Here is a 23,472-nt window from a genome sequence, read left to right on the forward strand (position 1 = left end):
TCTGGAAGCCACCATTCCACCCGGACCACGAGACGAAGAATGTCCCAGACGCTGCCTGGAGTTCGCACTTCGAGCCCTGACCGCGGCGCGCGCCCCGGCGTAACCCCGGCAGGCACTCGCGTCCGCACCACGTTGCGAGCCCTCACGCTTCTGACACCGTGCTTCCTGCCGCTCGCGTCGCCAGCCGGCGCGCAGGTGCGGGACCGGGCCCGCCTGGTGGCGGCACTCGACTCGGCGGCGCGCGCCCACGTGGAGAGCCTCACGGTACCCGGGGTGTCCGTGGCGGTCGTGCGTGGTGCGGATACGCTGCTGATGCGCGGGTATGGAATGGTGGACCTGGAATGGTCGGTGCCCACGCCAGAAGACGCTTCCGCCAGCTACGAGATCGGGTCGGTGACGAAGCAATTCACGGCGGCCGCCGTGCTCCAGCTCGTGGAGCAGGGCAAGCTGGACCTGGACGCCGATGTCTCGGAGGTGCTTCCTGAGTTCGACACGCGGGGGCACCGCGTTCCCGTGCGCCGGCTGCTCGACCATACGTCCGGGATCAAAGGCTACACCGAGATGCCGGTCTTCGGTGAGCTGGTGGCCAAGAAGCTCCCCCGAGACACCCTGGTCTCACTCGTGGAGGCTGAGCCGTTCGAGTTCGAACCCGGCACGGCGCAGATCTACAACAACTCCGCGTTCTTCCTTCTGGGACTGATCATCGAGAAGGCCTCCGGACAGTCGTACGAGGACTACGTGCGCGAGCACTTCTTCGCTGCGCTCGGGATGCGGGATTCCTACTACTGTTCCGAGCGCGACGTGCACGCGCATGCGGCGCACGGCTACGACGGCGGTCCCACGGGGCTGCGGAAGAAGGGATACCTGGACCACACCTGGCCGTTCGCCGCGGGATCACTCTGTTCCTCGGCGCGTGACCTGGTGACCTGGAATCGTGCTCTGCACGGGGGCCGGGTCCTTTCGGCGGCGTCCTACCGGGAGATGACCACTCCGCGGCCGCTGCTGGACGGGACCGCGATCCAGTACGGAATGGGGCTCGGGATCAGCGAGCGCGCCGGCCATCGGCTGATCGCACACGGCGGAGGCATCAATGGGTTCCTCAGCGAGGGGCGCTACTTCCCGGACGACGACCTGATCATCGTGGTCCTCCAGAACTCGGCTGCCAGCCCGGCGCCGGGCGTCTTGGCCGGCGCGTTCGAAGATCTGGTCCTCGGTCCCGTCCCCGAGCCCCGGGCCGTTGCGCTGGACGTGGATCTGGACGCGTTGGTGGGCGACTACGCCGGCCCCGTGCGCGGCTCTCATATGCACATGGCGGTGGGTCGGGACGGCGACCAGATCACGTTGATGGGCGGCGGGCAATCCGAACCCATGCGGCCGACCTATGTGGGTGAGGGGGTCTGGGTAGATCGCGGAACGCGTCTGTGGTTCGTGACCCCGGGTGGAACGGCCACCGAGCTTCGCATCGCTCAGGGCTCGGGACACTACGTGCTGGGGAGGGTCGGACGATGAGTGACAAGGAGAGCCTCGACGTCCTGGACGCCATCCGCGGACGCCGCTCGATCAAGCGCTTTGCCGATCGACCCGTCTCCCGCGAGCAGATCGAAGCCCTCATCGAGGCTGCCGTTCTGGCACCCAACCACCGCATGACCGAGCCGTGGCGCTTCTATGTGCTCGGGCCCCGGGCCCGGCGAGCGTTCGGGGAGGTCCTGGGAGCGCGTAAGGCCCGCAAGGTCGAAGACCCGGAGGCGGCCCGCCTGGTGCGTGAGAAGGTGGCCGCCGAGCACGAGGGGCTTCCCGCGATGCTGGCCGTGGCCATGGTCCAGGACGACAACCCCGAGATCCGCGAGGAGGACTATGCCTCCACCATGATGGCGATCCAGAACCTCGCGCTGGCGGCGTCGGCTGTGGGCCTGGGAACGCACATCAAGTCGGGAGCGGTGATGGACGACCCCGGCGCACGGGCGGCGATCGGGGTAGCGGCGGGGGAGCGCGTGGTCGCCACCATCCCGGTGGGGGTGCCGGCGGAGATTCCGTCCCCCAAGGCGCGGACGGCGGCGTCCAACTGTACGGTGTGGCTGGATTGAGGGGAGGGGTCGCCCGGCAGGGTGCATCCGGATGGCCGGAAGGCCTCATCCGGTGGACCCGGTGCGCAGGAGGCCAAGAGGCCCTAAGCTTGGACATACGACAGCGAGCAGCACGGCAGGCTTCCAACCCCCCTTGATGGGAGATTGCCGATGTCGGACATGGCCCGAGGCGGGGCCGTGCCCGCGTGGTTCACGCGGGTAGCGGATCTCCCGTCTGACCCCAGACGCAGGGCAGAGCTCCTCTCTCTGCTCCTGGTTTCGCTCGTTCCGATCGGGCTGGCCTGCGGGACGTTCCAGTACCTCATCAAGCCAGACTACGGACCCCAGTTCGCGATCGTCGGGATGGCAGCCCTGCTGGGGGCGGTGGCTTGGATCCTGAACCGGTTCGGACACTTCTGGGTGGCCGCTTGGACCACGGTGTTGATTCCCACCCTGGCCGCGCACGGCTCGTTGATCTGGCTGCCCGCGGACCCCATGGCGTTTGCCTACCCGGTCCTCTCCGTCATCCTGGCGGGCGTCTTCCTCTCACTACGCGCCACGGTGCTGATCGCCGTGGTCAACCTGATCTGCCTTGCCGCCATCACGGCGTTCGATCCCGAGATCACGTTGATGCATTCTGCGGACTCGTTCGGCTTCAATCTGTTGATTCCCACGCTGGTCGTGGCGTCACGCGTGCACCGGAATCAAGACGAGCGCATCCGCGCCCGAGCGCTCAAGGCCAGCGAAGAGCGCTACCGAACCCTGGTCGAGACGATGAACGACGGGTTGATCGTCGTCACGCCGGACATGGAGATCACCTTCGCCAATCGCCGGCTCCTGTCGGTGTTGGGGCTCGACGCCGACGACGTGGTCGGGCGCCGTCTCGAGGACGTTCTGAGCGCAGAGCTGGTGGAGGTCCTGGGGGGTCACTGTGGAGCAGGCGGCACTGCTACGGTCGTCCAGGAGATCTCCTTGTCGGGCGCCAAGGGCCCCATCGACTTCCGCGTGTCGCCCACGGCAATCCGCGACCGGCTGGGCAGGCCGGTGGGGTGCTTCGCGGTGCTCACGGATATCACGGAGCGCAAGCGGGCGGAGGCTATCCTGCGCCGCAACGAGCGCAAGTTCCGGGTGCTCATCGAGAACGCGCTCGACGTGATCTCCGTGCTGGACCGCGATGCGCGAGTAGTGTACGAGAGCCCCTCGATCGAGCAGAAGCTGGGATTCAAGCCCGAGGAGTTGATCGGTCGTAACGCCTTGGAGTTCGTGCACCCCGACGACGCCGGCCGGGTGATTGCTGCGCTGCAAGCCGGATTCATGAACCCTGGGGAGCCCCAATCTGCGGAGTTTCGCTTCCTCAATGCGGACGGGGAGTGGCCCATTCTGGAGGCGGTGGGGCAGGGGCTCCAGGATGAGGTCGAGCCTGGCTGGGCACTCGTGGTCAACTCCCGCGACGTGACGGAGCATCGGAGGCTGGAGCGGGAGGTGCTGGAGATCAGCGACCGGGAGCAGCGACGCCTCGGCCGCGATCTGCACGACGGCATGGGGCAGATGCTGGTGGGAGCGCGATTCCACGCCTCCGCGATCGAGCGCCGCCTGCGCAAGGAAGGTCGCAGCGAGGCGGACGCGGTTGCCGCCCTGGGGGCGCTGCTGGACGACGCCCATGCACAGGCACGGGCGCTGGCGCGCGGCCTCACGCCGCTCAGTCTGGACGAGCGCGGGTTGGATGCGGCCCTGACGGACCTTGCCGGTGATGCCGAGCGCATCCTGGGGATCCAGGTCGATGTTGCGCTGCCCGAGCCCGAGCTCGTTCGTGACCTCAACGTGGCCACCCACCTCTATCGGATCGCCCAGGAAGCCATCAGCAACGCCGCCCGCCACGGTCGGGCCACGGTCGCCAACCTGGCGTTGGGCTCTTCTCAGAACGAAGTCCAGCTGACGGTCGTGGACGACGGGTGTGGGTTCGCGTTGGACTCCGCGCCCCCTGGTGGAATGGGGCTGAGGATCATGCGGTACCGCACCCGGATCATGCACGGCGTTCTCGACATCGAGAGCGAGCCCGGACAGGGCACCACCGTACGCTGCCGGATCGCCCAGGACACCGCGGCACCGGTCGCTGTCCATGCGAGCAGGTAGCGTGTCCTCGCTTCGCGTACTCCTCGCGGATGATCACGCCCTCGTGCGCTCAGGCCTCGGATCGCTCCTGGAGCAGGTGGATGGGATCGAGGTGGTCGGGGAGGTCGGAAACGGTCGGCTCGCCGTGGAGGGTGTGCAGGAACTGAAGCCGGACATCGTGATCATGGACATCACGATGCCAGAGTTGAACGGCTTGGACGCCACCGTCCGGATCAAGCGAGATCGACCCGAGACCCGGGTGATCATCCTCTCCATGCATACCGGGGAGGAGTACATCACGGCGGCCCTGGAGGCAGGCGCCGACGCGTTCCTCGTCAAAGATGCGGCGCCGGTGGAGCTGGAGCTGGCGATCCGCGCCGTTGCGTCCGGGAACTCCTACCTCAGTCCCATCGTAGCCAAGCGTGTCCTGGACCGACGGGCGCTCGGCATCCCGGCCACTCCGGACGTGGCGCTGACTCCCCGGCAGAGAGAGATCCTGCAGTTGGTGGCGGAGGGGAACTCCAGCAAGGCCATTGCCCGCAAGCTCCACCTCAGCACCAAGACCGTGGAGACCCACCGCAGTCAGTTGATGGAGCGGTTGGGGATTCGCGACCTGGCGTCGCTGGTCCGCTACGCCGTGCGGGTGGGGCTGGTGGGGTCCGAGTAGCACAGGGGCGAGGGACAGCGCCGGCTCCGCACGGGGAACGCAGCCTGCCCCCGAGGTCGGGACACGGCCGCTGTGCGGCCCGAACTGCGCGTATCGGAGTAGTCGAACCGGGCGCCCCCGGGGGCACCCCGAGCATGGAGGCCAGATGCCGCCGATCTACCGCGACGACCCCTACGGCAACTACAACTTCCTCCTCGAGATCGACGGAGTCAGCGAGGATGGTCGCGCGGCGCGCGGCTCCTTCTCCGAGATCTCGGGGTTGGGGGTGGAGATCCAGACGATCGAGTACCGGAACGGCTCGGAAGACAACACGGTCCGCAAGCTGCCCGGCCTGAAGAAGTATCCCAATCTCGTCTGCACCCGTGGCTTCACGGGCGACGATCGGTTCTGGCAGTGGCTTCTCACGGCGATGCAGGGAACTCCCCAACGTGCCAATGGGCGCATCATCCTGTTGGACGAAGGTCGGCAGGAGGTTGCGCGCTGGCATTTCCGGCGCGCGTGGCCCTGCAAGTGGACGGGCCCCTCACTCAACGCCGTGCACGCCGACGTCGCCATCGAGACGCTCGAGATCTGTCACGAAGGCCTCGAGTTGGCGGACTGAGATGGAGGCACTACCGGCGGGATCGCCCTGCGTCGTGCTGGACGTGGACGTGCGCGACGGTCTCGTCGAGCTCGTCCTGGAGAATGTGGGGGAGCGACCGGCGCTGGAGGTGAGGGTCCAGTTGCAGCCCACCGTGCGGGCGCTCGGCGGCGAGGTGGATCTGGACCGCCTTCCGCTGTTCGAACGCCTGGGTGTGCTGCGCCCGCAGGGGTGCCACCGCGTCTTCGTGGACCGTCTGGCGGCGCTTCTCGAGCAGGGTCCGGAGCGCTTCCGCGCCGCCGTGTCGTGCAAGGATGAGCGTGGGCGCCCCTGGTCGTGGACCTATGAGCACGACCTCGGTGCCTTTCGGGGACTGCCCGGCCTCCTGCGCTCGGAGTAGCCTGCGGGAGACGCTTCCAAGAGCGTGCGCTGTGCTCCGGCTTCGCGTCACCGCCGGCCTCAAGCCGGACCCGAGAGCCTCTCCCCGAGCATCTGGAACACCAGGTCCTCCATGCGCCCGGTAGAGGTGCAGGAGCGCAGCCCCTCGATCCCACCCCGAGGACGCGCCTCGGCGTCGACCTGCAGGGCCACCTCGGTGCCACCCCCCACGTGGTCGCTCACCACGATGCGCAGGTTGGCAAGAACGGTGGAGTCGTCAGCGACGGGTCCGTTGAGTCCGGTGCCGCAGTCCACGTACGCGGAGGCCCGGCGGTCGGCCAACCTCAGGAGCCGGAACCCGTCGGCAAAGAGCCGCCCCTCGGAGGGGGAGACGGTGGTGGGCGTGATCCGCAGGTCCGTGAGGATGGTTTGCAGGGCCAGCCAAACCTCGGTGCGTTGGGCGGCGACAATGGACGTGACGTCATTGCCGCGCTGAACCACCCGCTCGGTCCCCTCCACTCCGCGGCGAAGCTCGGGCGGTGCCGTCGACGGTGCGGAGGTGGAGCCGCTGGCACAGGCGGTCAGGAGCAGCGCGGTGTACAGGCAGGCACTTCTGCGGAGTGGATGCACGAGGGACGCTCCGATGGACGTGCTGCGCCGACCGAACGGGCGCCCGGTCCGCGCATCGATAGTGTAGAGGATCAGGTGGCTAAGCCGCCACCAGGAGCCCGCAGGCCCGGGGCCGGGTCGGCCTACAGTCCCGTGATCCGCAGGTTCCTCCAGCGTACACGGATGCCGCCGCCCTCGTGGATCTGGAGCGCGATGTGCCCGTCGCCGCTCCCGATGGCCGCGTCCGCGAAGTCGATCCGTTGCACGCCGTTCAGCCAGGTGGTCACGTGTTCTCCGTCCACCCGGACACGCAAGGTGTTCCACTCGCCCAGCCGCACGTCGGGAAGGGAGTCGTCGGGACGGATCAGCCATCCCCGGCCGTACGACTCGTAGATGCCGCCAGTCCAAAGGCCCGGCGGCGCCACTTCCGCCTGCCAGCCCGAGACCACGGTGCCTTCCACGTGGGCATGGAAGAACACACCGCTGTTGCCGTCCGCCTCCTGCTTGAACTCGACACTGAGGTCGAAGTCGTGCCAGACCGACTCGGTGGCCAGGTACCCATAGGCCGCATCCGGGCCGCTCTCGCAAACCAGCTCCCCTCCGTCCACGAACCAATGCTCCGTGCCGTGGACGGTCCAACCGGACAGATCCCGCCCATTGAACAGCGACACAGCGTCCTGCGCGGCCACCCCCTCCGACGAGGCTGTGGCCGCGCAGGCCAGCACCAGCGCGACCCTCCAGGGGGAGGTCACTCCTCCTGCCTCCCTGTCAGATCCCGTGGCATCAGGGCGCGTCCGAGATGATGCGGGCGCCCCGCTGCTGCAGCATCTGGTTGAAGGCCGCCAGGTCGCCCGAGACGAGGGCGGCGAGTCCTTGCTGTGCCTCCCGGAGCATCTCCTTCAACACCTGGTGTACCTCGCGTTGCTGATCGGTGGGCCTGAAATCCGCGGTACCCACCCCACCCGACAGGTGCCCCAGCTTCTCGATCAACTTGGCGGGATAGCGCACACCGTCCTGACCGGTGTTCGTCGTACGAAGCTGCACGAGGATCTCCTCCACTCCGATCAACTTGGCGTCCAGTTCGCGCCCGGTCTGGAGCAGCGCCTCCGCGTTGCCCTGGTCCGCCAACACGGCGCTGACGTCGTAGATCTGTCTGCGCAGCCATTCGATCTGATTGATGGCCTCCGCCGTCGAGTTCGCGTCGCGCTGCAGGTCGCGCATCATCTCGGTCTGTGCCTGGATGTCTGCGAGCGTTCCGCTGGAATTGGGGTCCTTCAGCACCTGCAACGACGCCGTCCGGGTCTCCCCACCCACGTCCAACGTCACCGTGTAGGTGCCGGGCGGCTGGAGCACCTCGATGTCTCCACCCCGGGCGATCACCCGCTCCGCACCGAGGTCCACCCAGTCGGCGTAGAGGGGTGTGGTCCGCATCCGCACCTCGGTGCCGCCCTCGTCCTCGAGGTCCCACCAGACGCGGTTCACACCGGCGCGGGTCGTGCCACGCAGCGTGCGCACCGTGGTGCCCGCTGCGTCGGAGATGCGCACGGTCACCGGCCCCGGCACGCCCTCGCCCAGCCAGTAGTTGATGGAGGCGCCATAGGGTGGGTTGTCTCCGGCGCTCATGTCGATGTTGTCGGTGGCTGGGCTCGTGCGCTGTTGGAAGCGGTAGGCGTTCCTCGGCTGGAAGAGGTGCACACGAGACGCGGCGATCTCGGGAGTCATCTGCTGCAAAGGCGTGATGTCGTCCAGGATCCAGAACCCGCGCCCGTAGGTGCCCACCACCAGATCGTTGAAATGCTCCTGGACGATGATTCCGTACATGGGTGCGGGCGGCAGATTGTTCTTCAGCATCTGCCAGTGGTCGCCGTCGTCGAACGAGACGTAGAGGCGGTTCTCCGTGCCCAGGTACACGAGTCCCGGGCGTACCGGGTCCTCGTGGATCCAGCGCGCGAAACTGAGCCGGTGCTCGGCGATGCCCGTCGTGATCCTGGCCCAGGTGCGGCCGTAGTCGCGCGTGCGATACACGTAGGGCAGGAAGTTGCCCACCTGGTGGTGCTCGATGGCGATGAACGCCTTCCCGGCTTCATGGCGCGAGATGTCGATGCCCCGCACGACACCATCCGGCGGCAGGCCGGGAAGGTTGGCGGTGACATCCGTCCAATTGGCTCCGTTGTCCCGACTCACGTGCACGAGCCCGTCGTTCGAGCCGGCGAAGAACACACCCTGCTCGATGGGGGACTCGTCGAACGCGTAGATCACGCAGCAGTACTCGACGCCGATGTTGTCCGGGGTCAGGCCGCCGCTGCTCCCCTGCCGCGACTTGTCGTTGGTGGTCAGATCGGGGCTGATGACGTCCCAGCTCTGTCCGCCGTTGGTGGTGCGGTGCACCACCTGACTCGTCACGTAGATGGTGTTGTGGTCGTGGGGGGAGACCAGCAGGGGAAACGTCCACTGGAAGCGGTACTTCAACTCCTCGGCCGACCACCCGCCGGTGCTCTCCGGCCACACCTCCACGTTGCGGAACTGGCGGTTGCGTTCGTCGAAACGCACCACGATGCCGCCGCGGGCACCAGAGCCGGAAGCGCTGGACCACACGATGTTCGGATCCGTGGGATCGGGAGTGGCGAAGCCGCTCTCACCGCCGCCCACCGAGTGCCAGTCGCCACGCGGGATGGCTCCCCGGGTTCCCCCGAAGAGGCTGTTGGACGGGCCTCGGAAGCTGGGGCCGTCCTGGCGATTGCCCATGACGTTGTAGGGGATCGCGTTGTCTACCGTGACGTGGTACATCTGCCCGATCGGGAGCTGAGTGCGCAGCCAGGTCTGCCCGCGGTTGAGGCTCACGGAGACGCCTTGGTCGTTTCCCACGATCCAGCGGTCGCCGTCGGTCGGATCGATCCAGAGGTCGTGGTAATCGCCGCCGGGCCGGGCGCGACCGGTCATGGGAATGCCGGTGCGGGCGCCATCGATGGTGCGGGTGAACGCCGCCGTCAGGAACATCGCCTCGTCCGGATCATCCGGGAGCACGCGGCAGTTGTTGTAGTAGCCGGTCCGTCCGCCGAAGTCCCGGTTGTGCGTCATGAGCTGCCAGCTCTCTCCGCCGTCGTCCGAGCGCCAGACCTCACCGGAATCCGTGTCCTGACCTTCCCAGGGCACGCCATCACCGGTCTCGATGAGCGCGTAGATGCGGTCTGAGTCGGCGGGGGTCATGCAGAGCCCGATCTTTCCCACCGGACGCCCGGGAAGGCCGTGTCCCTCCAGCTTGGTCCAGGTGTCTCCGCCGTCTCGGCTCATGTAGATGCCGCTCAAGGGTCCGCCGGAACGGCGACCCCAGGTGTTGAACTGGACGGTCCACATGCCTGCGAAGAGGATGCGCGGGTTGTTTGGGTCCATCACCAGGTCGCTGGCGCCCACGCCCTCGTCCACGAACAACACCTGCTCCCAGGTCTCGCCGCCGTCGGTGGTGCGGAAGATCCCGCGTTCCCGCTGCGGAGCGTGCACGTGTCCCAAGGAGGCCACGTAGACGATGTCGGGATTGTAGGGGTGGATGCGCACCTTGCTGATGCGACCGGTGTTCTCCAGCCCCATGTGCTTCCAGGTCTTCCCTCCGTCCATGGAGCGGTAGACGCCGTCCCCGATGGTGACGTTGGAGCGGATGTGCGGCTCACCCGTCCCCGCCCAGACGATCTCCGGGTCCGACTCCGAGACGGCGATGGATCCGATGGAGTGGACGTCCTGTTCGTCGAAGACCGGCTCCCAATAGAGCCCTCCGTCCGTGGTCTTCCAGAGCCCACCCGCGGCAGCGCCGGCGTAGTAGGTGAGGGGATCGCCGGTCACGCCGTAGACGGCGGAGATGCGGTTGCCCACCGGGCCGATGTGGCGGAAGGGGAGGGCAGCCAGCGCGTCCGCGCCCACCTGTTGGGCGAGCACCGGGGACGTCTCCACCGGCGCAGCGAGAAGGACGAGCGTGAACAGGACGCCCACCAGCGTGGACCCGAGGGTCCTTGCGGTGGGGCGGCGGGCGAGGCGGTCGGCGCGGCGCATCGCTCCCACTCCGGGTCGGGGTCCAGGAACAGGCCGTCCCCGAGGCGGAAGGCGAGGGTGGGCCTCGCGGAGGCACCTCGCACAATGCTCCGCGAGACTCGCCCCGGCAAGGTAGGTGGGCCCGCGCTGTGCCCGCGGGCCAGCCTGCCTCAGCGCCCGGCCTGGTCCAGCAGCTCGAAGATCCGTTGCACAGCGATGGGGGCGACACCTGCGCTGGTGATCGACGCGTAATGTTCTGCGTGATCTCGCATGTCGATCTGTCCCGCGGCTTCTTCGAACGAGAGTCCTCTGGCGTGCAACGCCGCCGCCCGCGACTGGAGATCCCGCAGGTACGCCTGCAACCAGTCGATCGACTCCTTCCCCTGGAAGGGGGTCCCATGGCCGGGGAGGACCCACTCGAAGTCGAGCGCCTTCAGGTGCTCGAGCGTGTCGTCCCACTCGTCCGTGTACCCGTCTCCCATGAACGGCAGGCCCCCCGTCAACAGGTCACCGGAGACCAGGACCCGCTCCGCGGGAAGGTAGACCACCACGTCCCCGCCGGTGTGGCCACGTCCGAAGAACAGCAACTGGATCTCGCGTCCACCGCGGAACAGGGTCATGCGCTGCGAGAGCGTGGTGTTGGGGCCGGTAGGCTCCAGCCCCTGCTGTCCCTCCCAATACGTGCGCAAGTAGGCGAGGCGAGCCTCCAGCTCAGGACGCTCTTCCTGCGCTGCCGAAGGCAGTTGTGCCTCGAGCGCTGAGATCTGGTCGGGAAGGGTCATCACGAACTGCTGGTACGACCGCCCGAGTGATCCTCCGTTCTCCAGCATGTCGCGCGTGAACTCATGCCCGATCACCTGGATCTCGGGCGGGTAGATCTGATTGCCGTGCGCGTGATCGAAGTGGAAGTGTGTGTTGACGACGTAGCGTACGGGCTTGTCGGTGATGGTCTTGAGCTCGTCCAGCAGCGCGACGGCTGCCGCCGGCGAGATGTGCGAGTCCACCAGAAGCACATCGTCGTCATTGACGATCACGGCCCCATTGGAGCCGATCGACAGATTGCCGGTACCGCGTACGTGGTAGATGTCGGGGAGCACCTGCTCGAACTCGAAGGCCGGTCCCTGGAAATCCGAGCCCGGCGGGCGGGGCTGATCGCGCGCCGGCGCAGGCGCCTCCTGGCAGGCGGCCGCGACCAGAACCAGCACGGGTACGAGGGTGCGCATGGGTGTGTTCTCCGCGAGCGGGTGGCACGCTTGACGACAAGGGGACTGGCGGGGGAATCTGCTGCACGGGTCCAGACCACGCCATCACCGGGAGTTCCGCAATGGCCCCCTCTTCGCGATCGATCCGCAGATCCGCACGCCGTGGCGTGCCGGGCCTCCTGCTCCTCCTGGCCAGCGCCTGCGCGCCCGAGGGTCCCGCTACGGCCGGCGCGACCGGCGCCCCGCCTCAGGGCGGCACGCACGAGGACCTGGTGCAGCTGTTCCGGGAGTGGCGGGAGTTCGAGCGGCCTGCGTTCGTGGACGGCGTTCCCGACTATTCCCGCACGGCCATGGCGGCCCAGCATGCCGCACTTCCGGGGTGGCGGGCGCGGCTGGAGGCACTGGATCCGGAGGGCTGGAGCGTCGCCGACCAGATCGATTGGCACCTGGTGCGTGCCGAGATGAACGGGCTCGACTTCGATCACCGCGTGCGTCGCCCCTGGGAGCGCGACCCCGCCTTCTACGTCTCCATCTACCCGGCCCAGAGTGACGTCCCCGCTCATGAGGGACCGGTCCTGCACGGCTGGATCGATCTCTGGACCTACACATATCCGCTTTCCGAATCGGACGCCGCGGATCTGGCCGAGCGCATCGGCACGATTCCGAGGCTGCTGGAGCAGGCACGCGGGAATCTGACCGGCAACGCCCGTGACCTCTGGACGGCGGGATTCCGCTCCTTCGAAGGTCAGATCAGGGATCTCGGCGCCCTGGCCGAGCGTGTAGGCGGGAGCAGTCTTGCCCTGAATGAGGCGATCGGCGCAGCACGAGGCGCGAGCGAAGAGTTCCTCGCCTGGTTGCGGGAAGAGGCGCCCTCCAAGACAGGACCCTCCGGAGTGGGCAAGGAGAACTACACCTGGTACATGCGCAACGTGCATCTGGTCCCGTATTCCTGGGAGGAGCAGGTGACGCTTCTGCGTCGAGAGCTGGCGCGGGCCCACAGCTCCCTGAGGCTGGAGGAGAACCGCAACCGGGCCCGTCCCGCTCTGCAGCGCATCGCCAGTCCCGCGGAGTACGATCGCCGCATGAACGAGGCGGTGACGGACTACATGACCTTCCTGGAGCGTGAGGAGATCCACACGATCGAGCCCTGGATGGAGCCGGCACTGCGTGCCGTCAACGGCAGCTTCGAGCCGGTGCCGCCGGGTCAGCTTCGCAACTTCTTCAACGAGGTCAACTACCGCGATCCGCTCGCCATGCGCACGCACATGCACCACTGGATCGAGCTGGCGCGCATGCGAGAGAACCCCCATCCCAGCCCGATCCGCAGCGTGCCGTCGCTCTCCAACATCTTCGACTCACGCTCGGAGGGATTCGCCACCGGCGTGGAGGAGATGATGATGCACGCCGGATTGTTCGACGACCGACCACGCTCGCGCGAGCTCGTGTGGATCATGGTGGCGCAGCGGGCGGCGCGCGGGCTGAGCGGCCTCTATCTCCACGGCGGCGAGTTCGACCTGGAGCAAGCGGTCGAGCACGCCATGACCTGGACCCCGCGGGGCTGGCTGACCGACGGAGAGCTGGTGCGCTTCGAACAGCAGCTCTACCTGCGGCAGCCGGGATATGGCACCAGTTACCTGACCGGAAAGATCCAGATCGAGTCGCTCCTGGCGGAGCGTGCCCACCAACTGGGTGACGACTTCACGGTGCGGCGCTTCTTCGACGAGTTCTTCGACTCGGGCGTGATTCCGGTGGCGCTGACGCGTTGGGAGATGACGGGCGAGCGGGACGTGATCCTGGAGCGGTGAGAGGCAGGGCCGGGGTAGGTACTCAGCCGTGCTCCCACCAGCGGGCCACCTTGAGCCACTGCAGCCAGAGGATCGCGCCCACGATCATGACGCCAGCCACGACGAAGCGGCTCTCGACCTGCGTGAACGGCATCACGAACCCCGCGCCCATCAGCACGCGGGCCAGCACACCCTGAGCCTTGATGCTCTTCTTGGTGTGCTCGATGGTGACGTGACGAGGCCCCGCAGTCGGCGGTGGTGCGTGGCCGTGGGAGGCTCCCGCGCCGCTCATCGAGTAGGATGCGGCGGGCGCCGGCGGGGGTGCGGTCGGGGCCGTCGGACGCTTGGGTGCCAGCAGCGGCCGTGATTCCCCCGCGAAGAACGTGCGGTCCTTGGGCGCCCACTTGCCACCCCACGGAGGGACATAGCCCGTCCGGTAGCCGACGTGCTGGGCCCACTGGTTGGTGAAGTCGAGCAACCCACGGGGCATCCGGTAGCCGGTGCTCAGGATCTGTTCGGCAAGCTCGTAACGGATCTTGTTGTCGGGCTCCGAAAGCAGCCGGTCCTTGGCCACACCCTCGAGCCAGGGTTGCACGAAGGCGCGTCCGTCCGATCGGAGCACCATCTGCCAGGTCAGCCAGCGGCGGGACGACGGCTCTCCGCGGGCCAGGAGCTCGCGCACCACTGCGGCCACGCGCTTCGTCCTCTCCGGCGTGAGCCGGTCCGCCGCATCGCATACGGTGCCGATGAGGGAGCTGTAGACCCAGGAGTTGGTCTCGCGGCGCAGCAGCTCGAAGATCGGCTCCGGATCCGCCTCCAGCAGCTTCGAGATGAAGGGAGGCCCCTCGGGGCGGGCATAGGCCGCGATGTCGGCGGCACGATAGCGCAGCAGCACGCTGGAGTGGTGGCGCAGCAGGGAAAGCAGCTCATCAGCCGAGTCGATGGCCTCGACCTGGGCTTGGGCGGCCTCCCGCTCCTCCTCGGTGTGCTCGGAGTACGGGCTGTAGCGCCACTCGGGCCAGTCGGGAAACTCGGACACGGGCGGATCCTCCAGGTCGTTGGCGCGTCCACGGGGGGCTGGCCTGGGCGCGCGAGCGGGACCAGGCGAAACTCCCCTCCGCAATACGCGATTCCTGACCAAGAACCGTCAAGGCCGCGCGCCAGGCGCCGGACCAACCGTTCCCGCCGGGTGGCGCTGGCGGCCGTCCCGGGCGCAGGTTCAGCCAGGGATGTTCTATACGCGAGCGGTACCCCGACCCGGAGGGCTCCGTGGAACAACTGCCTGCCAAGATCTACACGAAGACCGACCTCGAGACGGCTCGGACCAAGGGCCAGGTCCTGGGCTGGGCCCAGGGGGCCGGTGCGGTCCTGGCCGCGGGGTTGGCCCTGAAGCTCCTCGGCTGGATCCCGACGGTGCTGGTGGTGGGCGGGGTGGTCTACCTGCTCTACCGCCTGTTGGCGGGTGGCTCCAAGGACGGGAACCCTGACGGTTGATCCCGTCGCCCCTTTCCGCCTCACCCTGATCGTTCTTTGAACACCTCACGTCGGACTCCGCCCATGACCGCTCGCTGCTTGCTGCTTTCCCTGACCATCGCGGCTGCATCGGTGCTGCCCCTCACGGCGCAGCGCCCGCCACAGCTTTCCGACGAAGTGATGCGCTTCGTGACGGTCTCGGCGCCGGTCGTGGCCATCACCCATGCGCGCCTGATCGACGGGACGGGCAGTCCGGTCAGGACCGACATCACGGTGGTGCTGAGGGATGGGCTCATCGCCGAGGTCGGGCCTACCTCACAGGTGCAGGTGCCCTCCGGTGCGGAGGTGATCGACGCAACCGGACAGACGCTCACACCGGGTTGGGTGATGCTCCACGAGCACATGTTCTACCCATCCGGACAGGCGCGCTACAACACCAACGAACTCTCGTTCCCACCGCTGTACCTGGCCGGTGGGGCGACCACCATTCGCACGGGCGGCAGCCTGGATCCCTACACCGACCTCAGCACGCGCGACCTGATCGAGGCCGGGCGCGTCGTGGGTCCCACGATGGACGTCACGGGTCCCTATCTGGAGGGGGACGGTGGCTTCATCCGCGCCTTCCCCAAGCTGCGAACGCCGGAGGAGGCGCGTGCACATGTGAACTTCTGGGCCGATCGGGGCGTCACCTCGTTCAAAGCCTACAATCTGATCGATCGGGCCACTCTGGGCGCGGCCATCGAGGCTGCCCACGCGCGCGGCATCAAGGTGACCGGCCACCTTTGTTCGATCACCTACCGTGAGGCGGCCGACCTCGGGATCGACAACCTCGAGCACGGCTTCTTCGCCGCCACGGACTGGGTTGCGGACAAGCGACCGGACGAATGTCCACGGGGCGCGCAACAAACCTACCTCGACCTGGATCTGACCAGCCCGGCCTTCACGGGGTTGGTGCAGCACCTGGTGGCCAAAGGTGTGGCCGTTACCTCCACGTTGACCGTGGTCGAACGGCGTGCCTCCGGTCGCCCGCCTCCGCCGGACGGTGCCCTGGGAGCGATGCTGCCCGAGCTTCGGGACGGCGTGTTGGCTCGTATCGAGCGCTCCAACGACGCCGGCAACACCGTGGGTGGCGCGCTGCTGGCCAAGTACATGGCCATGGAGAAGGCCTTTTATGACGCGGGAGGGTTCCTGGTGGTGGGAACCGATCCCACGGGCGGCGGTGACGTGGTGCCAGGGTACGCCAACCAGCGTGCGCTGCAGCTGCTGGTCGAGATGGGGCTGAGCACCGAGCAGGCGATCGAAGTCGCCACCCGGAACGGCGCCCGCTACCTGGGTCTGGAGAACGAGATCGGGTCCGTGACGCCGGGACTGCGCGCCGATCTGGTGCTGATGCGCGGGGATCCCGCGACCGACCCCGGTGCGTTCGAGCGGGTCACCGTGGTGTTCAAGGACGGAGTGGGCTACGACTCCGCCGCGTTGTTCGACAGCGTGAAGGGGTGGGTGGGCGTCCGCTGAGCAGGCCGGGCCGGCGGTGGGAGTCGCCGGCCCGGCCCCGCGGTTCATCACATGCGCGGACTGTTGCGGCTGTCGCGCACGGCCTGATCGCAGGTGGGCCATTCCATCTGCTCACCGGTGCGACCGTTCACCGGCATGACCCGGCGCGTGCGGTCCACCAGCTCGGGATCCTCGGAGGCCAGGTAGACCAGCGACGCCACCAGCACGGCGTTGTTCTTCAGATCGTCGAAGACGAGCTTGTCGAACGTGTCGCGATGCGTGTGCCAGGTATGCGTGCCATAGTCCCAGCTCAGGGCACCCAGCCCGAAGCCCGGCGCGCCGGCGCAGACGAACGACGCGCTGTCCGTCCCTCCACCGGACGGCATCCCCGGGAAGTTCTCGTCGATGAAGCGGGTGACCTCCGACGGCACCTGCGACAACCAACGTCCCAGGCTGGCTCCGGCGCCGAGGAAGCCTGACGCGCTGATGTTGACCACCCGTCCGGTTCCGTTGTCCTGGTTGAAGAGCGCCTGAAGTCCGTCGCGGATCTCGGGATGGTCTTCGACGAACGCGTGCGAGCCATTGAGGCCCTGCTCCTCGCCGCTCCAGAGTCCCACGATGATGGTCCGCTTGGGGTTGGGATAGACGTCGGCCAGGATGCGTGCCGCCTCCATCATGAGCAGCGAGCCGGTACCGTTGTCGGTGGCGCCCGAGCCGCCCTCCCAGGAATCGAAGTGGGCGGAGAGCATCACGTACTCGTCGGGCAGCTCGCTACCGCGCCGCGCCGCGATCACGTTGTAGACGGGCACCTCGCCCAGGTTGCGGGCCTCCGCGGTGAGACGCAGCACCGGCGCCTGGCCATTGTCGGCCAGGCGGTACACCAGCCCGTAGTCTTCGCACCCCAGCTCGAAGGTCGGGATCTCGCGCGCGTAGGCGTTGAACACGCGCGTGGTGCCGTAGGAGCCAGGCCACTGCGAGGTCACGATCCCCAGCGCTCCGGCTTGTTCGAGCTGCTGGTGCAGGTCGCGGAAACGGGGGTCGTTGCCACCGGCCGCGCGCAGGTTGGCATTCCACGCCTGCTCTGCCCGTTGGCGGGCTTCGTCCATGCGCTCGAAGGAGCCGGGCTGGGCGAACTCGTGCCACTGGTCATCCGAGCGACAGGTGGGCTGCGGGAACGACAGCATCACATAGGTCCCCCGCACCGAACCCAGGAAGCGCTGCCAGTCGGCAGCGGAGCGGATGGTCGGAAGCACGGAGACGCCACCTTCCACCGCCCGCCCGCCGGTTCCCGGACTCCAGGCCAGGATCCGTCCCTCGAGGGTGCGCACGCGGGGTTGGATCAAGGACACGGTGCTGGGTCCCCGGTCCCAACCTTCCCAGGTTCCGTATTCCTCGCGCCGGGCGTCGTATCCCCAACCGGACAACCGGCGGACCGCCCAGTCCTGGGCGCGTTCCATCCCCGGGGATGCCGTCAGCCGGGGGCCGATGGAGTCGAGCAGCGCTTGCGCCAAGGGCTCGAGCTGGGAGCGGTTCATCGCGTGATCCCAGATCTGTTGCAACACGGGGTCGTCCGTGGCCAGTGTCTGGGTCGACGCGGGCGCCGCGCTCGAAGCGACCAACGCGATCATGAGTCCTGCGACCGAGCACGAACGACGCATCGTGTTGCCCTCTGAGGGTGGTCCGGATCGTTGAAGTGCGAGCACGGCGAACTTCGGGGCGAGGCGTGGGGCGGGGCAAGGCGGAGGGGCGGCGGCGGTGCGCGAGGGGCGGAGATCCCGGGGTCCTCCCCGCCTCAAGACGACGGGGGCGTGCGCAGAGCCGCGTAGCGTTCAGCCTCAGCGGGCTTGCCGCTGGCCCGGTAGTAGCGCACCAGCTGCCCCAGCAACTGATTCCACGATTCGGCCTCCTGGGCCCGCAGTGGCTCGAAGACGCGCAGGGACTCGAGCAGGTGGGGCTCCGCTTCCGCAAAGCGCCCCAGATCCATCAGGCACCCACCGACCTTGTACTCGGCGTTGGCGGTCAGGGGATGATCGGCGCCGATCTTCTGCTGTCGGATGGACAGGGTGCGCTCGAATTCGGCGAGCGCCTCGCGGTGACGGCCCAGGGCATGGAACGACATGCCGATGTTGTTGTGCGAATAGGCGGCCTGTGGGTGATCCGGGCCTGCCGCGGCCTCGATCAGGCCCAAGGACTCGCGATGCAGCGCGATAGCCTCTTCACGGCGACCCTGCATGTCCAGGATCACACCGAGGTTGGTCAGGGTGCTGGCGAGCAAAGGGTTCTCGTTGCCGTAGAGCTCGCGTTGCATTCGTAGCGCTTCCCGCGTGAGTGCTTCGCCCTCCTGGAGGTCACCCGTCCGGACCAGCGCCACGCTCAGGTTGTTGATGACGGCGGCGAGGCGGGGATGAGGATCGGGGAGACTGGCCCGCAGCATGGCCACGGCCTCGCGGTTGATGCGGATGGCCTCGTCCAGCCGGTTCCAGTCGATCAGCATGCTGGCGAGCATGGTCATGCGGACGGCCACGCGGGGGTGGTCCGGACCCAGGCGGGCTCGGTCCAGCTCGAGTGCCCGACGGAGCACCGAGTCCGCCTCCGCGAAGCGCGCCGCCCGATGAAGTGCGGCTCCCAGGTTGGAGAGCGTGGTGGCCAGCTCGGGGTCGTCGGGTGCCATCCCCACCTGGGCGAGCGCGAGGGCGTGGCGGTAGACGGTCTCGGCCTCGGCCTGTTGCCCCTGCACCTGCAGGGCGGTCCCCAGTCCGTTGAGCGTGAGCACACGCTCCCGCAGCATCGCGGCGGAGTCGCTGGCGAAGATCGAGTCCGCCGAGCGTAGGAGAGCCTCGGACTCGGCGGCCCGCCCCTTCTGCCAGTATGCTGTCGAAAGCTGACGGCGGATGGCGCCGGTCTCTCGGGCATCCAGGGCGGTGGTCTCCCGGGTGAGGGCTTCCGCGCGCTCCAACAGGGGGATGGCATCGTCCAGCTGACCAATCTCCATCTGGGCGCCGCCCAGACTGGTGAGCAGACGTGCCTGTACGCGCGGACGATCCGCCAGGTCGTCCATGACCTTGGCCGCGCCCTCCGCCAGAAAGGTGCGGATGCGCATGGTGTCCCGGCGCTCGGCGCCCAGGGCGAACGGGTCCGGGGCTCGGAACAACGTCTCCAGGAAGCTCGAGACCTCCACCGCCACGTCCCGCTCCTCGGCGATCGCGCGAGCTTGGGCGCGGCTCGTCGTCGCATAGCGGGCAGATACCACGGCCAGGGCGGCCAGGCTGGTGGCCAGCGCCAGGGACGCTCCCACCGCGGCGCGGTGTCGCTGAAGGAAGCGGATGGCCACGTAGCCGAAGGACTCCGGTCGGGCCTCCACCGGAAAGCCCTGCAGAAAGCGCCGGACATCGGTGGCCAGGTCGGCCACCGACGCGTAGCGTCGCTCGGGTTCCTTGCGCAGCGTCTTCAGGACGATGCAGTCCAGATCGCCCCGGATCTTTCCGGGAGCCACCGGAGGCTGCGCCAGATGCAGACGCTGTAGCCGCTCGGGATCGGTGGCCGCGGTCGCCGGAGGGAGCGGGTCGCGCTCGCAGATCGCACGATGCAGCTCGAGCGGCGAAACGAACTGATAGGGCCGCGAGCCTGTGAGCAGCTCATACAGGAGGATGCCCAGCGCATAGACGTCGGTGGCGATCGTGATGGGTTCGCCCAGGAACTGCTCGGGGGCCGCATGCTCGGGGGTGAGCAGCAGCAGATCGCCCGTGTTCGAGCCGGCCCAGGGATCGGCGTCCAGCAACTTCGCGATCCCGAAGTCCAACAGACGGACGTCGCCCTCCTCGGTCACCAGGATGTTGCTGGGCTTCAGATCTCGGTGCACCACCAGATTGGCATGGGCGAACTGGACGGCGTCGCATACCGTCAGGAACAAGCGCAGGCGTTCTCGTAGCGAAAGTGCGTGCTCCTGGGCATAGGTGGTGAGGGGCTTCCCCTCCACGTACTGCATGACCAGATAGGGGCGGGCGTCCTCCGTGACGCCGCCGTCCAGCAGCGTGGCGATATTCGGATGCTGCAGTCGGGCGAGGACCTGGCGTTCGGTCTGGAAGCGGCGGACCAACGTGGAGAGGTCGCGGTCCGGACGGATCAGCTTGATGGCGACGCGCTGTTCGTATTGATCGTCCGCGCGCCGAGCCAGGTACACCTCACCCATCCCGCCCCGTCCGAGCAGCGAATCGATGGCGAACGCGCCCACCCGGTCTCCCGGGGCACGCGGGGGCTCGAGCTCCGAGCTCCCACCGGCTTGGCGTCGCGCGCGGGTGGCTGCGTCGTGTCCGGCCAGCACACCCTCGATCTCCTGACGCAGCGCACGATCATCCCCGCAGGCGCGGTCCAGAAAGGCGGCGCGCTCCTCGGTGGGGACTTCGATCGCCTCGAAGAAGAGGTCGGCCAGCCGGTCCCAGGTTCCGGAGTCCATGCGTACGGTTTCCTATCGATCCAGCGGCCGCCGCTGGGCGGCGTAGCGTTCGGCGTCGGCGTCGCGCCCCAGCTCCCGATAGAGGCGGGAGAGCTGGTCGAGCAGGTGGTCCCACTGCTGCGCTTCCGATTCCTTGAGCGGCGCGTAGGCGGCGTATGCCTCCAGGAGAAGCCGTTCTGCCGCCTCGTGACGGCCCAGGTCCAACTCGCATTGCCCGGCCTTGCTGGCAACGTTGGCCGTGAGCGGGTGTTCGGGGCCCAGGGCCTGGCGGCGCAGGGCGAGGGCGGCCAGGTAGGCGTCTGCGGCTTCTCGGTGGCGCCCCAACAGGTGGAGGCTCACCCCGATATTCTGATCGGCGGTGGCCACCAGGGGGTGATCCGCCCCCAGGCCCGCCACCAGATTGGCGCGTGCCTCGCGCTTGAGGTCGAGGGCCTCCTCGCGCTTGCCCTGCGCGTCCAGCATGGCGGCCAGGTTGAGGAGTCCGCTCGCGACATCGGGGTGGGCGTCCCCGAGCAGCTGACGGCGGAGCTGGAGCGTTTCGCGGAGGATGCGCTCCGCCTCGTCGACGCGTTGTTGCTGATAATACGCGATCGCGAGGTTGCTCTGGGTCGTGATGGTCAGTGGGTGGGGCGACGGGAGCCGGGCCTGCAGAATGGCGACGGCCTCCTCGAACGCCGTGCCGGCCGCTGCGGGCTCATGACGGTCGAGGAGCAAGGCGCCCAGGTTGTTCAGGCTTCCCGCCACGCGGGGATGACCGCTGCCGCTGGCGGCGCGTTGCAGTGCCAGCGAGCGCCGCAGGAGTGGCTCCGCCTCGTCCAGACGGGCCTGCGCCTGCAGCGCCGTCGCCAGGGCCGAGAGGGCGTCGGCCAGGTCGGAGGGGGCCTCCTCGGCTCGGTGCTCGGCCAGTGCGAGCGCGGCGCGGTAGGCCTCCTCGGCCTCGTCGAAGCGACCCTGCGCTTGCAAAGCGTGACCGAGCGCGCCCCACGTCTTGAGGCGCTCGTCCGTTGCTCCGGAGCCGTCGCGCTCGAGAGACGTCAGCGCGGCACGGAGCAAGGGCTCCGCCGCCGCGGGTTCGCCCAGTCGCCAGAGCTCCACCGCCAGCGACCGCCGGGAGGAGGCGAGCTCGGCCGCTTCCGGCGTCAGCGACGCCTCTTGCAGCGCGACGGCCTCCTCGAGGAGGGAGCGGGCCGAGTCCGGACGCCCCAGGTCGGCGTATGCGCGACCCAGCGCCGTCAGGAGGCGGGCCTGCACGACGGGCTGTTGCCCCAGGTCTTCGCGCACCTTGCGTGTGCCCTCATCCAGGAGATCACGGACGCGTAGCGTGTCGCGCCGCTCGGCGCCGACCGCGAAGGGGTCGGGAGAGCGGAACAGCTCCTCGAGGAAGGTCGAGACCTGTTGGGCCACGTCGCGCTCGACCTGGATGGCCTCCTCCTGGGCGCGCGAGGTGACCGCGAAGCGCACCGAGACCAGGGCCAGCGCGGCGAGCGCCGCCGCGGTGGCGCCGCCTGCGGCGACCCCGAAGCGATGGCGGCGCAGAAACCGTCCCGCCACGTAGCGGAAGTCCTCCGGGCGCGCTTCCACCGGGTAGCCGCCCAGGAAGCGGCGCACGTCCTCTGCCAGCGCGCCAACGGTCCCGTAGCGACGGTCCGGGTCCTTGCGGATGGCCTTGAGCGCGATCGAGTCGAGGTCCCCCTGGATCCGTTCCGCTGAAACAGGGGAGCGCTCCAGCCCCGCCGCGGCGAGCCGACCGGCATCCGTGGCGGCCCGACTGGGGGGATCCGGGTCCTGCTCGCAGACGGCGCGGTGCAGCTCGAGCGGGGAAGAGAACTGGAACGGCCGCGACCCCGCCAGCAGCTCGTACAGGAGCACGCCGAGGGCGTAGACGTCGGTCGCCGTCGTCACCGCGCCGCCCAGGAACTGCTCGGGCGCGGCATGCTCCGGGGTGAGCAGAAAGAGGTCTTCCGTCGAGGAGTCGGCCCAGCGGTTCGCATCCAGCAGCTTGGCCACGCCGAAGTCGAGCAGTCGTACACTTCCGTCCGATGTCACCAGGATGTTGCTGGGCTTGAGGTCACGGTGCACGACGAGATTGGAGTGTGCGTATCGGACTGCCTCGCACACGCGGATGAAGAGGCGCAGGCGTTCCTCGAGGGCGAGTCCGTGCTCCTGGGCGTACGCCGTGATGGGGAGGCCGTCGACGTACTGCATCACCAGATAGGGTTGGCCTGCGTCGGTCACCCCTCCGTCCAGCAGCGTTGCGATGTCGGGGTGCTGGAGCCGGGCGAGGATCTGGCGCTCGGTCTTGAAGCGCCGGGCCAGCTCTGCGCTGTCCCGTCCGGCCCTCATCACCTTCACGGCGGCCACCTGCTCGTACTGGGCGTCGGCCCGGCGGGCGAGGTACACCTCGCCCATCCCGCCACTGCCGATTCGGCCCTCCAGCCGCCACGCACCGATACGCGTGCCTGCCGGCGCTGAGCTGTCCTCGCCGCTCTCCCAGGTCTCGCGTTGCATGGTTGCGTCCGCTCCTTGGCGGTCCCCGACCGGTCGCCGGCCCCGAGGGACCGAGGCACGCGTCTCCCTGGACAGATGCCACCACGGGGCCTGGATGCCAAGGCGTCAGAGGGCAGTGGAGTTGGACAC

At 68.3% G+C, this 23,472-nt stretch carries 17 protein-coding genes; 9 read left to right on the plus strand and 8 right to left on the minus strand.

What is annotated here, in order from left to right:
* The first annotated feature begins 39 nt into the window (after positions 1–39).
* The 6 genes from R3E10_09740 (at position 40) to R3E10_09765 (ending at position 5,822) form a co-directional block, all read left to right on the plus strand.
* A complete protein-coding gene (locus R3E10_09740) occupies positions 40–1,509 on the plus strand; it encodes a serine hydrolase domain-containing protein (protein ID MEZ4416029.1) in 1,470 nt (489 codons plus the stop codon).
* The gene (locus R3E10_09745; protein MEZ4416030.1) at positions 1,506–2,084 is read left to right on the plus strand and encodes a nitroreductase; all 579 of its coding nucleotides are present in this window, start codon (positions 1,506–1,508) and stop codon (positions 2,082–2,084) included. Before R3E10_09740 ends, R3E10_09745 begins: the two co-directional genes overlap by 4 nt.
* A 150-nt stretch (positions 2,085–2,234) precedes the next feature.
* Positions 2,235–4,196 (plus strand): PAS domain S-box protein, encoded by a 1,962-nt coding sequence (locus R3E10_09750; GenBank protein MEZ4416031.1) that lies wholly within the window; start codon positions 2,235–2,237, stop codon positions 4,194–4,196.
* Between the two features lies 1 nt (position 4,197).
* Entirely contained in the window at positions 4,198–4,842 is a 645-nt protein-coding gene (locus R3E10_09755) for a response regulator transcription factor (GenBank protein ID MEZ4416032.1), read from the plus strand.
* Between the two features lie 145 nt (positions 4,843–4,987).
* Positions 4,988–5,443 (plus strand): phage tail protein, encoded by a 456-nt coding sequence (locus tag R3E10_09760; GenBank protein ID MEZ4416033.1) that lies wholly within the window; start codon positions 4,988–4,990, stop codon positions 5,441–5,443.
* A 1-nt stretch (position 5,444) separates the two neighbouring features.
* A complete protein-coding gene (locus tag R3E10_09765; protein MEZ4416034.1) occupies positions 5,445–5,822 on the plus strand; it encodes a hypothetical protein in 378 nt (125 codons plus the stop codon).
* Positions 5,823–5,881: 59 nt separating this feature from the next.
* On the opposite strand, the gene R3E10_09770 is transcribed toward R3E10_09765, so the two are convergent.
* The 4 genes from R3E10_09770 to R3E10_09785 form a co-directional block, all read right to left on the minus strand.
* Positions 5,882–6,430 (minus strand): hypothetical protein, encoded by a 549-nt coding sequence (locus R3E10_09770; protein ID MEZ4416035.1) that lies wholly within the window; start codon positions 6,428–6,430, stop codon positions 5,882–5,884.
* Between the two features lie 122 nt (positions 6,431–6,552).
* Positions 6,553–7,137: a DUF1080 domain-containing protein gene (locus tag R3E10_09775; GenBank protein MEZ4416036.1), complete on the minus strand. Its 585-nt coding sequence runs from the start codon at positions 7,135–7,137 to the stop codon at positions 6,553–6,555.
* A gap of 55 nt (positions 7,138–7,192) precedes the next feature.
* A complete protein-coding gene (locus R3E10_09780) occupies positions 7,193–10,450 on the minus strand; it encodes a sialidase (GenBank protein MEZ4416037.1) in 3,258 nt (1,085 codons plus the stop codon).
* 149 nt (positions 10,451–10,599) lie between these two features.
* Positions 10,600–11,652: an MBL fold metallo-hydrolase gene (locus tag R3E10_09785; GenBank protein MEZ4416038.1), complete on the minus strand. Its 1,053-nt coding sequence runs from the start codon at positions 11,650–11,652 to the stop codon at positions 10,600–10,602.
* Between the two features lie 101 nt (positions 11,653–11,753).
* On the opposite strand from R3E10_09785, the gene R3E10_09790 reads away from it, so the two are divergent.
* Positions 11,754–13,436: a DUF885 family protein gene (locus R3E10_09790; GenBank protein MEZ4416039.1), complete on the plus strand. Its 1,683-nt coding sequence runs from the start codon at positions 11,754–11,756 to the stop codon at positions 13,434–13,436.
* A gap of 22 nt (positions 13,437–13,458) precedes the next feature.
* On the opposite strand, the gene R3E10_09795 is transcribed toward R3E10_09790, so the two are convergent.
* Entirely contained in the window at positions 13,459–14,454 is a 996-nt protein-coding gene (locus tag R3E10_09795; GenBank protein ID MEZ4416040.1) for a hypothetical protein, read from the minus strand.
* 230 nt (positions 14,455–14,684) lie between these two features.
* Between R3E10_09795 and R3E10_09800 the strand changes: the two genes are divergently transcribed.
* Together R3E10_09800 and R3E10_09805 are read left to right on the plus strand one after the other, a co-directional pair.
* Positions 14,685–14,909 (plus strand): hypothetical protein, encoded by a 225-nt coding sequence (locus R3E10_09800; protein ID MEZ4416041.1) that lies wholly within the window; start codon positions 14,685–14,687, stop codon positions 14,907–14,909.
* A 63-nt stretch (positions 14,910–14,972) separates the two neighbouring features.
* The gene (locus R3E10_09805; GenBank protein ID MEZ4416042.1) at positions 14,973–16,403 is read left to right on the plus strand and encodes an amidohydrolase family protein; all 1,431 of its coding nucleotides are present in this window, start codon (positions 14,973–14,975) and stop codon (positions 16,401–16,403) included.
* Positions 16,404–16,450: 47 nt separating this feature from the next.
* Here R3E10_09805 and R3E10_09810 read toward each other — a convergent pair whose 3' ends face one another.
* From R3E10_09810 to R3E10_09820, 3 genes are all read right to left on the minus strand, one after another.
* Positions 16,451–18,010, minus strand: a complete 1,560-nt coding sequence (locus tag R3E10_09810) for a M20/M25/M40 family metallo-hydrolase (GenBank protein ID MEZ4416043.1) — start codon at positions 18,008–18,010, stop codon at positions 16,451–16,453.
* A gap of 164 nt (positions 18,011–18,174) precedes the next feature.
* On the minus strand, positions 18,175–20,835 hold the full coding sequence (locus R3E10_09815; GenBank protein ID MEZ4416044.1) for a serine/threonine-protein kinase: 2,661 nt from the start codon (positions 20,833–20,835) through the stop codon (positions 18,175–18,177).
* A gap of 12 nt (positions 20,836–20,847) precedes the next feature.
* A complete protein-coding gene (locus tag R3E10_09820; GenBank protein ID MEZ4416045.1) occupies positions 20,848–23,343 on the minus strand; it encodes a serine/threonine-protein kinase in 2,496 nt (831 codons plus the stop codon).
* Between the last annotated feature and the right edge of the window lie 129 nt (positions 23,344–23,472).

It is taken from the genome of Gemmatimonadota bacterium (genome assembly GCA_041390105.1).
Classification (GTDB): Bacteria; Gemmatimonadota; Gemmatimonadetes; order Longimicrobiales; family Gaopeijiaceae; genus JAGQIF01.